The organism is Chryseobacterium balustinum (assembly GCF_900168205.1).
Taxonomy (GTDB): domain Bacteria; phylum Bacteroidota; class Bacteroidia; order Flavobacteriales; family Weeksellaceae; genus Chryseobacterium; species Chryseobacterium balustinum.
The window spans coordinates 112,819-128,331 of the sequence record NZ_FUZE01000010.1 but is presented as its reverse complement, the minus strand read 5'-3'; the positions used below and the strand labels follow the sequence as shown (position 1 = coordinate 128,331).

Genomic DNA, 15,513 nt, shown 5'->3' with positions numbered 1-15,513 from the left:
TTTTTACTAAAAATAATAAAAAATCTTGTAATAGTGAAATCATTTCTCAATCAAATCGCAAAACCAAAATACATATTCTCCATCTTCCTCATTTTCATCAGACTTTGGTTTAGGATACGTTTTCTTTACAATTTCACCAACTTCGAATTGAATAGGTTTTTTAAAAATAGGTCCGTCAAAAGTGAACGTATGAAATTCTCCATTTTCGCCACACGGATCTACATTTTCCGGCAAGTCTTTAATGAAATCATGATCAATAATTCTTCCGGCAAAGCTTTTATCGAGATACGTTTCATTGACGCAGGTTACAATGGTTTTAAAGCCTAAACTTAAAAACTCGTTGATGAGGTCGGTTGTATTTTGTTTCCATAATGGAAAAACGCCTTTCATTCCGATAGATTGTAATTGATCTTCTCTGTATTTCCTTAAATCTTCCAGAAAAATATCTCCGAAAATAGAATGAGTAACGCCTTTAGATTTTATGTCATTCATGGTTTTAGACATGATCTTGCTGTATTCTTCCATCGAAGGTTCTTTCGGGATTTCCATTTTTATTAACGGAAAACCTAAACTTTCAGCCTGTTTTTCCAATAGCGAAACATGAACGCCATGCATAGAAATCCTTTGGAATTCTTTATTGATGCTTGTTAGCAAAGAAGTAACGTCATATTTATCTTCTTTTAAGGTTTTATATAAAGCAAGCGCAGAATCTTTTCCGCTGCTCCAGTTGAATAGGGCTTTGGGTTTCATTAATCCATTCTGTATTTTATTTTGCTGCATCATTCATTTCTGCTTCGAATTGTACTAATCCAGCTTTGGTACTTCCTTTCTCGGTTGCCGTTTGCCATTCTTTTGTAGCTTTAGTTTTATCACCTAAACTATAATAGTAACTTCCTAAAACTGTATGCCCCTCTATTTCACCAAGCTTAATGATTTTTTGTCCAAGTTTAATAATCTCAGAATTCTGTTTTGGTTTTTGTGTTTTGTTTGTTAGAACAGCGTTCATTCCGCCAATATCGTTCATGACCATTAATCCAAATTTCTCCATACAAGCCTTTGCAAGACCTTTGGTACAAAGATCATCAATGGTTTTTGTGTAATTTAGCATTGCGTTTTCATCAAATAATTTCTCAAGATCATTTGATTTTGCTCTTGTTTTACGAAAGTATTCATAAAGAAGTTGTGCATTTTTTTTAGCCCAAGCATCGTCTTTTCTGTTGTTTTCAGCGATACTGTCTTTTTTTAGATCCCATTTGGTGTTTTTCACCCAGGTAGAAGTACCAGCCAAACGATTTTTAGAAATTTTAAAAATAAAAATATCCTTATCCGGAAAAACCACTACAGAATCATTTTTAACAAAATAATCCCCTTTTCCATATCCTGCAATATCGACTTTCCCGTTACCATCAAAGGCAAAATAGGGGTATAAAGATTCTTTAGATTGGGTCATAAAATAACCTTGGAGATTGTTATCGGCTTCTTGAGCGTTGAAGAATCCACTGGAAATAATTCCTATTAGGAATAAAATGTACTTTGTCATTTTGTTTTTTTAAAGGTTTAAAAGTACAAAAACTCAAAGAAATTTCTTGAAGGTTTTCTGTGGTGACAAAGTTTAAATTAAGCTATTTGCTTGGTGGTTTTCCAAAATTATTTAGATGACTAGCCTCTGTTTTTTCGCGTTCCACAGCTTGTCTTTTTTGTAGTTCTTCAGAATTTCTATCGACAGCGCTTTTTTGAGGAGTCTCCATCGGATAAGATTTACACGAGACAGCAGATCCCATTAAGTAAATTGCTAAAATTGTTCTGATAAAACTTTTCATTGTTAATATTTTTCTTAAAGTAAAAGTACAAAAAACCTCAAAGAAAATTCCTTGAGGTTTACTTTATAATTATTAAAACAGTTAGTAGTTAATAATCGGCTACGGCCCTGCCGTTACATGTTTCTTCTGTACTTACCACCCACTTCAAATAGAGCATTGGTAATCTGTCCAAGCGAACAATATTTCACTGCATCCATCATTACATTAAATAAATTCTGCTGATTGATGGCAGCGTGTTGTAATGTTTTCAAGGCAGCTTCAGATTTGTCTTCATTAGATTTCTGGAAATTATGAAGCGTTTCAATCTGAACCTGCTTTTCTTCCTCGGTCGAACGAATAACTTCTCCTGGGCGAACCGTTGGCGAACCATCTTTTCCAAGGAAAGTATTTACTCCGATGATTGGATATTCTCCAGTGTGTTTCAACCATTCGTAATGCATCGATTCCTCCTGAATTTTTGAACGTTGGTACATCGTTTCCATTGCACCTAAAACACCACCTCTTTCTGTGATTCTGTCGAATTCTGCGTACACAGCTTCTTCCACCAAATCCGTCAATTCTTCAATAATAAATGAACCTTGAAGCGGATTTTCGTTTTTAGCCAATCCTAATTCTTTATTAATAATCAACTGAATCGCCATTGCTCTTCTTACAGATTGCTCAGTTGGAGTCGTAATAGCTTCGTCGTATGCATTCGTGTGAAGTGAGTTACAGTTATCGTAAATTGCGTAAAGCGCCTGAAGTGTTGTTCTGATATCATTGAAATCAATTTCCTGAGCATGAAGCGAACGTCCTGAAGTTTGGATGTGGTATTTCAACATCTGGCTTCTTTCGTCTGCACCATATTTCAGTTTCATTGCTTTTGCCCAGATTCTTCTTGCTACACGTCCGATTACTGAATATTCAGGGTCGATACCATTGGAGAAGAAGAATGATAAGTTAGGAGCGAAATCATTGATATCCATTCCTCTTGACAAATAATATTCAACATACGTGAAACCATTCGCTAAGGTAAATGCCAACTGAGAAACAGGATTTGCACCTGCTTCTGCAATGTGATAACCAGAAATAGAAACAGAGTAGAAGTTTCTCACTTTTTCTGTGATGAAATATTCCTGAACATCACCCATTAATCTCAAAGCAAATTCAGTAGAGAAAATACACGTATTCTGAGCCTGGTCTTCTTTTAAAATATCAGCCTGAACCGTTCCACGAACAGTTGCTATGGTTTTAGCTTTAATTTCAGCATAAGCTTCCGCAGGAATGACTTCGTCTCCGGTAAGTCCTAATAATTTTAATCCTAAACCGTTATTTGACGGAGGTAATTCGCCGTTATATTTTGGTCTTTCTAAACCTTTGTCGTCAAATTTTGCTTTTAAAGCTTTTTCAACATTCGCTTCAAGCTTATGTTCAGCAATGTATTTTTCAACATTCTGATCGATCGCAGCATTCATAAAGAAAGCCAACAACATCGGCGCAGGTCCGTTAATAGTCATTGAAACCGAAGTCATTGCATTCACCAAATCAAATCCGGAATACAATTTTTTCGCATCATCTAAAGTTGCAATTGATACTCCCGCATTTCCGATTTTACCATAAATATCCGGTGGTAAAGCTGGATCTTGTCCGTATAAAGTTACAGAGTCAAATGCTGTTGATAAACGTTTTGCATCCATTTCCGCAGAAACGTAGTGGAATCTTCTGTTCGTTCTTTCAGGACCTCCTTCTCCGGCAAACATCCTCGTCGGATCTTCTCCTGTTCTTTTGAATGGATAAATTCCGGCTGTGTAAGGAAACCCTCCCGGAAGATTTTCCTGACCTTTCCATTTGATCAAATCACCCCAATCTGTGTATTTAGGTAAAGAAATTTTTGGAATTTTTAAATGTGATAAAGATTCTGTTGAGGTTTCAACTTTAATTTCTTTTCCACGAACGAAATAAGAGTAGAATTCAGCTTTGAAAGCCTGTTTCGTATCATCCCAATTATTTAAGAAGTCGATATTTTCCTGTTGAAGATCTTTTTCTGCTTTCTGATATTCAGCATCCAACGTTTCATTAGAAAGGAATTTTTTAACGCCTTCAATATGATACATTTTTCTTGCTAACTCAGCTTGTTTTTCAACATTGGCATCGTAAATTCTATTATTTTCAACAATTTCAGAAAGATAACGAACTCTTTTCGGAGGAATAATCGTGATATCTTCTGAAACTTCTTGCTCAACGAAACCTTGCAAGTTTAAATCTGTAAACTTGTCATTTACTTTTTCAACTAATCTATTGTAAAGATCAGTCGTTCCGTGATCGTTGAATTGGGATGCTTTTGTTGCATAAACCGGCATATCATCCAATGGACTTTCCCACAATAAATGGTTTCTCTGAAACTGTTTTCTGACAGCTTGAAGCGCATCAAGCGCACCACGCTTATCCGATTTATTTAAAGCAACCAAATCTGCATAATCCAACATGTCGATTTTTTCCAACTGTGTAGAAGCACCATATTCAGGAGTCATTACGTACATTGAAACATCAGCAAAATCCGAAACTTCCGAACCAGACTGTCCGATACCTGAAGTTTCCAGGATAATCACATCAGGATGAGCTAGTTTTAAAACATTTAAAGCTGAATGAATAAATGGAGAAACCGAAACGTTATTCTCTCTCGTCGCCATCGAACGCATATAAACTCGAGGATCATTGATCGCATTCATACGGATTCTATCACCCAACAAAGCTCCTCCGGTTTTCTTTTTTGAAGGGTCAATTGAGATGATGGCAATTTTTTTACCAGGATTTGAACGAAGGAAACGTCTTACCAATTCATCCGTCAAAGAAGATTTTCCGGCTCCACCTGTACCTGTGATACCGATGATAGGAATATTTAAATCTTTTGATTTTTCGTCTATCGCTTTTACCAAGTCTGGTTTTTCTTCTGAGAAGTTTTCGACTGCAGAAATGATTTTAGCAATGCTTGTAGAATTTTCAAAACTGATAGAATCTAAATCTTCAGCTTTGACATCTCTTCCTGTTGGAAAGTCTGATCTTTTCACCAAATCATCGATCATTCCTTGTAAACCAAGTTCACGACCGTCATCCGGAGAATAAATTCTGTCGATTCCGTAAGACATGATATCTTCGATTTCTTCAGGCAGAATTACACCGCCACCGCCACCAAAAATTTTGATTTGCGGAGAGTTTTTTTCTCTTAAAAGGTCGTAGATATATTTGAAATATTCGTTGTGACCGCCTTGATAAGATGTTAATGCAATCGCGTTGGCATCTTCCTGAATGGCTGTGTTTACAACTTCCTCAGCCGATTTGTCGTGGCCAAGGTGGATCACTTCGCATCCTGTTCCCTGAATCACACGACGCATGATATTAATCGCCGCATCGTGCCCGTCGAATAACGAAGCTGCGGTTACAATTCTTACTTTGTTTGTTGGAGTATATTTTTGGGTTTCCATAAAAATCTAGAAAATTTCTGAATTCCAAATATAACAATAAATTAAAAACCGCTAATCTGAAATTAAATTATTGATTTTTAAATGGTTATTGTGTTTGGGTTGAAGTCGTTTTCTCCGACTTAACAAACATTTGTTCTGTTGTTTAGATATTTATAGATTGGTTTTGTTTTTAGAGAATTGGCTGATGTACTTTATTAAATATTTGTTTTAAAATTATATAAGCTTTATTCTATGTTTAAAAATGATTGCAAAATTTAATTCTTTATTTTTGCATTATATATTATGGTATGAAAAGAGCGTTGATTTATTTTATAGTAGGAACCGGAATTATTTTTATGTTCAACTATTTGTTTATGGAAACCAAAGATTTTGGTTTAGAACTTTATTATGCTATTGCTTTCGGTCTTGCGTGGGGATTGGCTTATTTTTTAGATGATGTTAAATTCTCTCTTTTCCAAAAAATGGGATTGTCTTTTGGAGCGATGGCACTTTTAGTTGCTGTTGGTGCTTTGATATTCAATTTAGAATTGGCAATTCCTTCTATCATTAAATTTTCGACTGTTTTTGTTGCTTATTATCTATTTGCAAGTTTCAGAGGGAGTAAATCGTTGCGTAATTAATCAAGAAACTATCGTGGGAAACAAATTGACGGAGTAGATATTTGCTGAATTTTTAATTTATATAGGATTGGCTCTCACCTTTTAATGGATAAATATTGATTCTTTTGAAAGTGCTAACTTATTAAATATCTTTATTTTCAATACTTTAATTTAAAATAAGTTTTCAGATTAGAAAAATATGTGTACCTTTGCACACCCTTTTAAGGGAAAAATTATGTTTAATCTTTAACTAAAACGTGTGAATACATTAAGTTACAAAACTGTTTCAGCGAACAAAGCTACTACTAATAAAGAATGGGTTGTGGTAGACGCTGAAGGACAGCCGTTAGGAAGACTAGCTTCTACGGTTGCAAAGATTTTGAGAGGTAAGCACAAAGCAAACTTTACACCTCACGTAGATTGTGGTGATAATGTTATTGTTTTGAATGCTGGGAAAGTTACTCTTTCAGGAAACAAGTGGAACGATAAGACTTACATCTGGCATACAGGTTACCCTGGTGGACAGAAGTCTATGACAGCTCTTGAACTTCAGAAAAAAGATTCTTTAAAAGTATTGGAAAAATCTGTAAAAGGTATGCTTCCAAAAAACAGATTAGGATCTGCATTGCTTAAAAACCTTTATTTATATGAAGGAACTGAGCACAAGCATGAAGCTCAACAGCCTAAAACAATTAATGTTAACGAATTTAAATAATTAATTATGTCTATAGTTCACAAAATCGGAAGAAGAAAAACTTCTGTAGCTAGAGTTTATGTAAAGCCAGGAACTGGTAACATTACAGTAAACGGTAAAGAGGCTGCAACTTATTTCTCTACAGACGTGATGGTTTACAAATTAAACCAGCCGTTTATCCTTTCTGAAACTGTTGGTCAGTATGACGTTACCGTAAATGTTTTCGGTGGTGGTAATACAGGTCAGGCAGAAGCTATCAGATTAGGTATTTCTAGAGCACTTTGCGAAATTAATGCTGAGTTCAGATTAGCATTGAAGCCTGCTGGTTTACTTACAAGAGATGCAAGAATGGTGGAAAGAAAGAAACCAGGTCAGAAAAAAGCAAGAAAGAGATTCCAATTCTCAAAACGTTAAGATTTGCTGTTGGCGAATGGCTTTTAGCTATTGGCTTCAGGAATTTATTAAATTTTTTTTAAACTTAATCTCGGCGAAAAGCCAATTGCCAAAAGCAAAAAGCAGACCGTCAATTGCCCGTTACGTTTAGCATCCAAACGCTTCTCCCATCTAAAGAAGTTGTTGATTGTTTAAGAAACGGAAAGTAAACTAACAAAAACAGAAAACATGGCAAAAGCAAATGTAAAAGACCTTCTAGAGGCTGGTGTACACTTCGGTCACATGACTAGAAAGTGGAATCCAAATATGGCTCCATACATTTTTATGGAGAAAAATGGTATTCACATTGTAGACTTACATAAAACAGCAGTTAAATTGGATGAGGCGTGCAGCGCTTTAGAAAAATTAACTTCTGCAGGTAAAAAAGTTCTTTTTGTTGCTACTAAGAAGCAAGCAAAAGAGGTAGTTGCTAAACACGCTGCTGAACTTAATATGCCTTATATTACAGAAAGATGGCCGGGAGGTATGTTAACGAATTTCGTTACAATCAGAAAAGCTGTAAAGAAAATGAACCATATCGACAAAATGAAAAAAGACGGTACGTTCGAAACTTTATCTAAAAAAGAAAGATTACAGGTTGACAGACAAAGAGCTAACTTAGAGAAAAACTTAGGTTCTATCTCTGACATGGTACGTCTTCCTTCTGCAATCTTCGTTGTAGATATCATGAGAGAACACATCGCTGTAACTGAAGCTAAGAAATTAGGTATTCCAGTTTTCGGTATTGTTGATACTAACTCTGACCCTAGAAAAGTTGACTTCGTTATCCCAGGAAACGATGATGCTTCTAAGTCTATTGATATGATCTTGAGCGTTGTTTCAGAATCTATCAAAGAAGGTCAGACTCAAAGAAAAGCTGATAAAGAAAAATCTAAAGAAGAAGGTGAAGTAGTTTCTGCTGATAAAGATGCAGATTTCGATTCTGCTGAATAATCTAAAGATTATCTTTAAAATAATAAAACCGCTGAATTTATTCAGCGGTTTTTGTTTTTTATGGCTTAAAAGCTGCTATTTTTTCTTCTTTTTTTTAGATGAAATACTTTGAGTGGTTTTTACTTTTTCTAAACCTTTATCGAGCTTGTTTTCGGCAATTAAATCTTGTTTAAATCCCGGATTTTGTAAAACAACAACAAGACTTTTATTAATGTCTTTCGAGCTTTGGTATTTTACATCACAAATACTTCCGGAAAAACTATACGTATCTTTATCTAAGACAATGAAATTTTCACCTTTCGCTGGAACAGCAAGATTATAAAATTTCTTTCCTGAGATTTCTAAAACCAAATTACAGTCAGAATTATTTTTTAGTAAAAGAATGGCTTCGTTGTGAGTAATATCTTCATTAAACATATTGTTGAGTAGCTTTTTTGTCTTCTCTCTATGTTCTTCCGAAGTTTCAGACATTAGTTTTTTAAAAACCTCCAGATTGGCTTCAGAACTTCTTTTATTGCTTAGCTGATCTGGTAATTCCATGAAAACCGGTCTTGCTTCCATAGGTTTTGCATTTTTTGCACCTTTCGTCCATTCAGCATTTTTCAATGCGATGACATGTTGTTTTAGAATTTTTTTTTTCGGATCTTCGGGATGTGCTTTCCCAAGATATTCTTCAATCTCATTGATATTTGTACTTTTCAGTATATCTCCTCTGTCAGTATTATTACTGGCACAGGATGAAAGAATGAGACCAAAGAAGAAAACAGTGAGTGTTTTTTTCTTCATCAAATTGTGTTTTAATAAATTCTGAATGTTAATCAGAACTTTTTGTTAATCACAAAGTTAAACAATTATAGCTCTAGTTGTTTAATTTGATAATTTTATATTGAAAGAATTTGTAATAAATTTTGTTTTCTCATAAACTGAGTTGCAAAGCATTCCAGACAAATTGTAATTCTGATTTTTGGGAGCCATTACAGCTCCCGTTTTATGAGCACCAATCGGAATTTTTTTGAAATAGTTTTTGCTGCTGATTGTTAAAACCATATTACAATTTGACTGGTTTTCTACAGTAATTGATACATTCGGACTGTTTGATGAATCATTAAACAGGCTATTTAAAACTTCTGTGGTTTCGGGTTTATAGGTCTTTAGCAAAGCTTGATATTCTCTCTCTGTTTGTGCTGCAAAATTTGTTTTTGTTCCAATATTGGAGGGTGTTGGAAAAGGTCTTCGCGTAGGTTGTCTGGTATTCTGGTTGACAGTGCCGCAACTACTGAGAAACAGGGTAGTAAGAAGAGAGAAGAGATGAAACTTTTTCATAGTTATGTATTCGAGATTTAAATTTAGATTTTTTATTAAACTCAGAAAAGCCTGCTTTATTGCCATAAAAAAAAGCCGTAAATGATTTACAGCTTCAATATTGATTTAATTAATTTTAAACTTTATATAAGTAATTGTTTTTCCTTTTGCTGAAAACAATTCTTCATAATACGTTCGGATGTCTCTTAGATGAGGCGTGTTGGGCTCGTATTCTAAAGCTCCGTAGATGTCGTGATGTGCAGAAATGATTTCGTAGCCTGCACCTTGTAAATAGCCCAAAGTATAACCGTGCAAAAATTCTGAATCGGTTTTTAAATGTACAATTCCTCCAGGTTTTAGAAACTTCTTGTATCTCTCAAGAAAATCAGGGTGGGTTAATCTATGCTTGGTACGTTTAAATTTAATCTGCGGATCTGGGAAAGTAATCCAAATTTCATCAACTTCATTTTCTGCAAAATAATACTCAACCAATTCAATTTGAGATCTTAGAAAACCAACATTGTTCATGCCGTTTTCTGATGCTTCTTTGGCTCCAAACCAGAATCTTGCCCCTTTAATATCTATCCCGATAAAGTTTTTATCGGTAAAAGTTTTTGCAAGACCTACTGTATATTCTCCTTTTCCACAACCTAATTCCAAAACAATGGGTTGGTCGTTTTTAAAGAAATCTTTTCTCCAGTTTCCTTTAAGTTGAAAACCGGTAAGAGCTTCATCTCTTGTCGGTTGAATAACGTTTGATAGTTTTTTATTTTCAGCGAATCTTCTTAATTTGTTTTTACCCATGAAATATATATGAAATGCTGCAAAATTACGAAAATTATGCAGCATTTAAATTTTTAATTAAACTGAAAAGGAACAGATTTCCGAATCTATTTTGATGAGCTTCCTAATGCAACCAATAATGGTTTCATAATTGTTTTTTGTGAGGCATATTGCGCTCCGCAAACAATGCTTGTGAATAAATAATCTCCTTTTTCTACCACGATAGAATTGTCTCCGTGAGCCGGAACCGGAAGTCTGTATTTTGTATTTCCTATCCCTTCAATTCTTACGATAATATTACAGTCAGACTTATTTTCAATCATTACAATGCATTCTTTTGAATTCGGATCATTATCAAATAGAGAGTTCAGGATTTTTACGGTTTTATTTTTATGCTCTAAAGGGTTTTCTCCCATCAGCATATTGAATTCCGATGCTTCTGTATCTGCAATTATCTTAGTATTCTTACCTCCAGCAGAGGTTACATAAACACTTTTTGCCGAACTGGGTGTGTAGGCAATCGCAGATTGCCCAACCTGCAATTGCTTTTGGTATTTTAAAATTTGTTTCTGCTTGATCATCGCATTCATTTCTTCGAAAGAAACTTTTGTAGACGGCCCAGTTTTTAGCCTGGCAAGATTTTCTTGCATCTCGCGTACTTTTTTATCACCCGGTGGAGCATTTTTGATATAATCTTTCATAAAATCCATTACTCTCGGTTTCAAAACAGATCGGCGAGGGTCGTCCGGATGGGCATCTCTCAGGAAGGCATTGAGTTCATAAATATTCTTGCTTTTAAGAATGTTACTGTAATCTTTACCCTTGTTCTGCGCCGAAAATGTAAGAAATAGTAAAGTACTAAAAAGTAAAAATAACTTTTTCATTGAATAATAAATTTTAGTTATGCGGTATGGATCAATTTTAAATTGTTTAAACTCGCTTTAAATTATGGTTTTATTAAAATTAAACAAATTTTAAAAAAGCACTACCGGTTAAAGTATTATGATTTTTTTTAACTGGAAAACTCTTTGCAATATTATTTTACAATATCTTGAAGATGAGAATTTTTTAATCTTCTTTGATAAATTGGAAGATATTTTTCGATAGGTAATTTTATAGCTTCAAAATTTCCTGTTTGTACATATACGTCAATGTTTTCGGAAGTATAGACAAACTGTAAAAAGTTATCGATAAGATTTTCAGGAATTTTAAGCCTTGTAAAATAATCAGTACCCAAGTAGTTTTTGATATTGGTTACAGAGTTATTCATTCTTTCATAAGCCACCAGTCGCTGCTTTTTCTTACGATCACCGGAAAGAATATCAAATATACTTTCTAAACTAAAGGTAAGGCCACCGTCTCTCAGCCCTGCAACAGGAAGAACGGGGGAAGTACCATCGCCCTTAGGCTCGGGAAGACCAATGACTTTTTTTAAGGCAAGTGCTTTATCTTCTTTGCGGATAGAGTTCATATCATATCTCAAATTTCCAGTAGGTCGGAATCTGCTGATTATAACTTCCTGAATATCGTAATATGCCACTTTTAATTCAACTAAATTTTTAGTGGTCAACATTTGTGGCGTTAGTTTTACATCTTTTCTTTCGGTAATGATAGATGTAAAGCGAATAATATCTCCAGGCTCTGCTTTTAAATTGAATTCTCCGCTATAGGTAGTTAATACTGTTTTGAGTGTGGTAAGATTGGTGACATAAACCTGATTAAGGTAAAGCACGGAATTGTCTCGTAAAAAGACTTCACCAGAATAATTCTGTGCATTCATCTTACTTATAAAAACCAGTAATATAATTAAAAAAAGTTTCTTCATATGTCGTGCAAAATTACATAAGAATTAGGTCAGTTTTTATGTGAGATTTGTCAGGGTGTGGTTAAAGTTATATTAAACTTTATAATAAACTGTTAATGTATGTTATAGAAAATAGTTTTATGATTGAAATTTAAATTATTTATCCCAAAGACTGTTGTTTCTGTGTTTCACCAATAGCCAGCTTGAATATTTTACACTCGTTACATTGCCAAGTTCTGTCCAGCTTATGAAGTACCAATAAGTTGCCGTAGAAACTGGTCTTCCTTTCATGTTTCCGTCCCATGTAAATTTATTATCAGGCGTTCCACGGAAAAGCTCGGCTCCGTAACGGTCAAAAATTCTAAATTCAAGATTGTCTTTGCCCATTAATGCGGAATAATCTATTTCGTCATTTCTGCCATCACCATTGGGTGTTATCGTATTAATTAAATTAATGATGACAAAGTCTTTTTTCACAATATCGCAATTCAGAGAATCTCTTACATAGATTGTGTAAGTTCCTCTTTTTACATTAGTAAATACATTAGACGGCTGCCAAAAAAAGCCGTCTAAAGAATATTCATATGCAGGTGTACCACCGCTCACCGTGATTGTTACGGTAGATCCGTTAATATCGATTAATGTAATTACAGGTAATGTAGAGGCAGAAACATTTACAAATTGTCTGTAAACGCAGCCATCAAAAGTAAGTTCAACCCAATAGTTACCAGCAGGAACATTAGAAATCGATGGCGTTGTATCTCCTGTGCTCCAAAGATAGGCGTCAAAACCAGGGCCTGCGTCTAAGGTTGTGGTCGTATTTGGGCACACTACTTTATTTAATAAAAGGTCAGATTTTTTAGGGGTTTTAAGAGTAATTCTTAAGGTAGCTACATCAGGACAGAAGCCACTTTTTTCAAATCTTATGTAGTACACATGAGATCCGGTAAGTGTTACAGCACTACTAATTGGTGCAACATCATTTTGGGCATCTGCAAGAGTTGTATGATAGCTAACCGCTACCAAAGGGTCTATGGTAAACTGATTTAAGAAAAATGATAAATCCATTGGTTTTATTCCATCTAAATCATCATCGCAAAAAGTAGTGGTAAGCGTATTTCTAATTAAAGTAAGCTTTGTACCTACGGTAAAATTAACCTGCTGAATCACGGGTGCACATCCATCGGGAGAATCTACGCGAATGTAAATCGTAGTATTGGTGTTGTAGCTCCAGTTATTAGGAAGCGTAGCGGCATTTCCTAAATTAGCATCTGCTAAAAGTGCATAATATCTTACATTGGTAAAATAGAGAGGGTTGTTTAATATCAATTGTGTAATGTCTGATAGCACAATATTCACAGTTCCGTCCATATTTTCATCACATTGATTTCCCATATTTGCAGGAATTACTATCGCTAAAGGAAATAAATTTAAAGTAATCTGTGCAATACTTTTACAACCTGTAGTATTTTTTACAACAGCATAAACGATAGTTCCATTCGGAGCAGAATAGGTAGTGGGAACAGTTATTAATGCAGCTAAATTTTCGTTTTGTGCATCAAGTAGAGATGGATAATAAGTAATGGTTACCGGTGTGTTTGTGGTAACAATTGCTGAAGTAAGATTAAAAGTTCCGTTACCATTAATATTACAAGCGTTTAATATTGCATTATTTACGGTTACCGGACGAATATTAAGGGTTACTGTAACCGTTTCGCAATCCGGAAAGTTAGGATTATTCCCGCAGAAGGTGTAAACAAGGGTATCTGTTCCTGTAATAGAAGGATTGGTTACGGTATAGGTGATAACTCCTGTAGTTGTATTAATGGTTGCGGTTCCTAAAGTGGGAGCGGTGGTAATGGCAACTGTTGAGGCAACTGGAGTTTGTGTAGAAGTTGTAAATACAGGTGTGATAACTTTTGTCTCACAGATATCATAAGTGACAGCCGACTGTTTCATACAGTTTAAAACCTTGAAAGGTGCTGTAATCAATGGAGCACAGGTTCCCATCGTTACCGAACATGTATAATTTCCTGATCCGGTAGGAGTGTAGGTAGGTGATGTAGCTCCCACAATAAGAACTCCACCAACATACCATTGATAAGAATCATAGATAATCGGGTCTACCGTAAGTACAATCCCGGGTACACAATCTCCGCCGGATTTTAAAATTACTGGCTGTGTAGAGAATCCTGCAAAGAAACCGCCATATCCTACGGCATCACTTCCTGCTGTAATTCCTGCTGTAATTGCTTTTGTTGAATTTACTGTAATTGTTCCTGTTGTATTGGGAATACCATAAGTTACCCAGTTGGTTGTTCCTGTCATATCGAAAGGGCCGGTTCCTGGAGGAGGAGGGGTTCCATTTACAAAAACGGTAGCGCCTCTTTCGGTAATAAGATTTAGTTTTGTTGGGATTATAAGAATTCCTGCAGGATTAGCAGTGGTGTGTACCAAATTTTCATTAATAAATCCTATTTCGTCAATCTGTTTTGGCAGATAGCAATTGAGTGCAGGGATAAAATTAAAGCCACCCGTTGCCACTTCATTTGCTGTAGCACCAGCTCCTGCGAGCATTTGATAAACGTAAGCATTTTTGCTTGTTACAATATACAGGTTATAGTGGGAGGTTCCTTGAAGTTGATATTTCGTATCTGGAATTACAAAATACTGTCCGGTATTCAGGTTGGCAACGGGTGTCAATTCATTATTTACATACACTGCAGTATTGTCTTGAGTAGCAATTACCAATGCTCCTTCCATATTGCTGCCGATATTTCCGTTACCTTTTACAAGGGCAAAAGTAGTCCCAAGCTGGCTTACTGGTATCGACTGATCCATTAAAATATCAGAACTTGTAGGGTTGTTTCCTGCATATTGTCCGTTGAAGTTTCCGTTGGTGATATTTACAGGTTTTGTGGCTACAACTTTAGCACCAATAAATCCGTCAAAATTTCCGGTAATATTTCCAATTCCATCAATTATGTAAGATTGTCCTTTATTTAATGTAAATGTCAGAGTAGGGTTCGTAGCTCCCGAGGTTCCGTTTGAAAACTGTACGGTATTTTTGTAACCGGAGATGGTGACCGTTGTGTTGTCTTCAGTTGCCAAAACACTTGTCATAAAATTGAGAATGGCATTATTTACTGTAATGGGAGCGGTAGCTACATGAAAAGTTGTGCCGGTGGAAGCAATACCTTTTGAGGTAATAATTTCTGCGTGGTTAAAAACCGAAAATCTTAGATTGGCATAAAAAGGAAAGTCGGCTTTTAGATATAAACCTTTTGAAGTAGGGGTGAAAAGGTCGGTCTGCTGAGTCGTAATAATATATTCTCTAAGAACATCAAATTTTTGCGGATTGTTTTTGCTAATAGTAACGGTTCCAATAACAACATTATTATTGTATATAGTAACTACAAATGGAGTTGTACGGTTGGTAGAAAGATAAAGTTTTTGATAAGGATTTGGGTTTCCTGTACGATCTACCATAGGAGCAAACCAGTGTTCCCTATCCAATTGAGCGAATGAAGTAGAGAATATATAAAAAATAAGAAAAAAAGATAGAATTTTCTTCATATTGGACTTGATTTTACTACAAATTTAATAATAAAATACGTTAATAGTTTTATAAAAACACAAAAACCACGATTTGATATCGTGGTTT

At 35.1% G+C, this 15,513-nt stretch carries 14 protein-coding genes; 4 read left to right on the top strand and 10 right to left on the bottom strand.

Going from position 1 to position 15,513, the window contains the following annotated elements:
- Positions 1 to 39 precede the first annotated feature (39 nt).
- From B5X64_RS13050 to B5X64_RS13035, 4 genes are all read right to left on the bottom strand, one after another.
- Positions 40 to 750 (bottom strand): Dph6-related ATP pyrophosphatase, encoded by a 711-nt coding sequence (locus tag B5X64_RS13050; protein WP_079465699.1) that lies wholly within the window; start codon positions 748 to 750, stop codon positions 40 to 42.
- 16 nt (positions 751 to 766) lie between these two features.
- Positions 767 to 1,540 carry a hypothetical protein gene (locus B5X64_RS13045; RefSeq protein WP_079465671.1) on the bottom strand — a complete coding sequence of 258 codons (774 nt, stop codon included), beginning with the start codon at positions 1,538 to 1,540 and terminating at the stop codon, positions 767 to 769.
- An 82-nt stretch (positions 1,541 to 1,622) separates the two neighbouring features.
- Positions 1,623 to 1,820 carry a hypothetical protein gene (locus tag B5X64_RS13040; protein ID WP_079465670.1) on the bottom strand — a complete coding sequence of 66 codons (198 nt, stop codon included), beginning with the start codon at positions 1,818 to 1,820 and terminating at the stop codon, positions 1,623 to 1,625.
- A 113-nt stretch (positions 1,821 to 1,933) separates the two neighbouring features.
- A complete protein-coding gene (locus tag B5X64_RS13035) occupies positions 1,934 to 5,281 on the bottom strand; it encodes a methylmalonyl-CoA mutase family protein (protein WP_079465669.1) in 3,348 nt (1,115 codons plus the stop codon).
- 287 nt (positions 5,282 to 5,568) lie between these two features.
- Here B5X64_RS13035 and B5X64_RS13030 point away from each other — a divergent pair, with 287 nt between their 5' ends.
- The 4 genes from B5X64_RS13030 (at position 5,569) to rpsB (ending at position 7,960) form a co-directional block, all read left to right on the top strand.
- Positions 5,569 to 5,901 carry a hypothetical protein gene (locus tag B5X64_RS13030; protein ID WP_079465668.1) on the top strand — a complete coding sequence of 111 codons (333 nt, stop codon included), beginning with the start codon at positions 5,569 to 5,571 and terminating at the stop codon, positions 5,899 to 5,901.
- Positions 5,902 to 6,139: 238 nt separating this feature from the next.
- A complete protein-coding gene (rplM, locus tag B5X64_RS13025) occupies positions 6,140 to 6,595 on the top strand; it encodes a 50S ribosomal protein L13 (protein ID WP_079465667.1) in 456 nt (151 codons plus the stop codon).
- A gap of 6 nt (positions 6,596 to 6,601) precedes the next feature.
- Positions 6,602 to 6,988 carry a 30S ribosomal protein S9 gene (gene rpsI, locus B5X64_RS13020; protein ID WP_079465666.1) on the top strand — a complete coding sequence of 129 codons (387 nt, stop codon included), beginning with the start codon at positions 6,602 to 6,604 and terminating at the stop codon, positions 6,986 to 6,988.
- A 207-nt stretch (positions 6,989 to 7,195) separates the two neighbouring features.
- A complete protein-coding gene (gene rpsB, locus B5X64_RS13015; RefSeq protein ID WP_066674803.1) occupies positions 7,196 to 7,960 on the top strand; it encodes a 30S ribosomal protein S2 in 765 nt (254 codons plus the stop codon).
- A gap of 75 nt (positions 7,961 to 8,035) precedes the next feature.
- On the opposite strand, the gene B5X64_RS13010 is transcribed toward rpsB, so the two are convergent.
- The 6 genes from B5X64_RS13010 to B5X64_RS12985 all read right to left on the bottom strand — a co-directional run bounded on the left by B5X64_RS13010 (position 8,036) and on the right by B5X64_RS12985 (position 15,425).
- Positions 8,036 to 8,746 carry a DUF6759 domain-containing protein gene (locus tag B5X64_RS13010; RefSeq protein WP_079465665.1) on the bottom strand — a complete coding sequence of 237 codons (711 nt, stop codon included), beginning with the start codon at positions 8,744 to 8,746 and terminating at the stop codon, positions 8,036 to 8,038.
- Between the two features lie 81 nt (positions 8,747 to 8,827).
- The gene (locus tag B5X64_RS13005) at positions 8,828 to 9,283 is read right to left on the bottom strand and encodes a DUF6759 domain-containing protein (RefSeq protein ID WP_079465698.1); all 456 of its coding nucleotides are present in this window, start codon (positions 9,281 to 9,283) and stop codon (positions 8,828 to 8,830) included.
- Positions 9,284 to 9,388: 105 nt separating this feature from the next.
- Positions 9,389 to 10,066 carry a tRNA (guanosine(46)-N7)-methyltransferase TrmB gene (gene trmB, locus B5X64_RS13000; protein ID WP_079465664.1) on the bottom strand — a complete coding sequence of 226 codons (678 nt, stop codon included), beginning with the start codon at positions 10,064 to 10,066 and terminating at the stop codon, positions 9,389 to 9,391.
- An 86-nt stretch (positions 10,067 to 10,152) separates the two neighbouring features.
- Positions 10,153 to 10,929, bottom strand: coding sequence for a DUF6759 domain-containing protein (locus B5X64_RS12995; protein ID WP_079465663.1), 777 nt, complete (start codon positions 10,927 to 10,929; stop codon positions 10,153 to 10,155).
- Positions 10,930 to 11,081: 152 nt separating this feature from the next.
- The gene (locus B5X64_RS12990) at positions 11,082 to 11,870 is read right to left on the bottom strand and encodes a hypothetical protein (protein ID WP_079465662.1); all 789 of its coding nucleotides are present in this window, start codon (positions 11,868 to 11,870) and stop codon (positions 11,082 to 11,084) included.
- A 135-nt stretch (positions 11,871 to 12,005) separates the two neighbouring features.
- Positions 12,006 to 15,425, bottom strand: coding sequence for a T9SS type B sorting domain-containing protein (locus B5X64_RS12985; protein WP_079465661.1), 3,420 nt, complete (start codon positions 15,423 to 15,425; stop codon positions 12,006 to 12,008).
- Positions 15,426 to 15,513 lie beyond the last annotated feature (88 nt).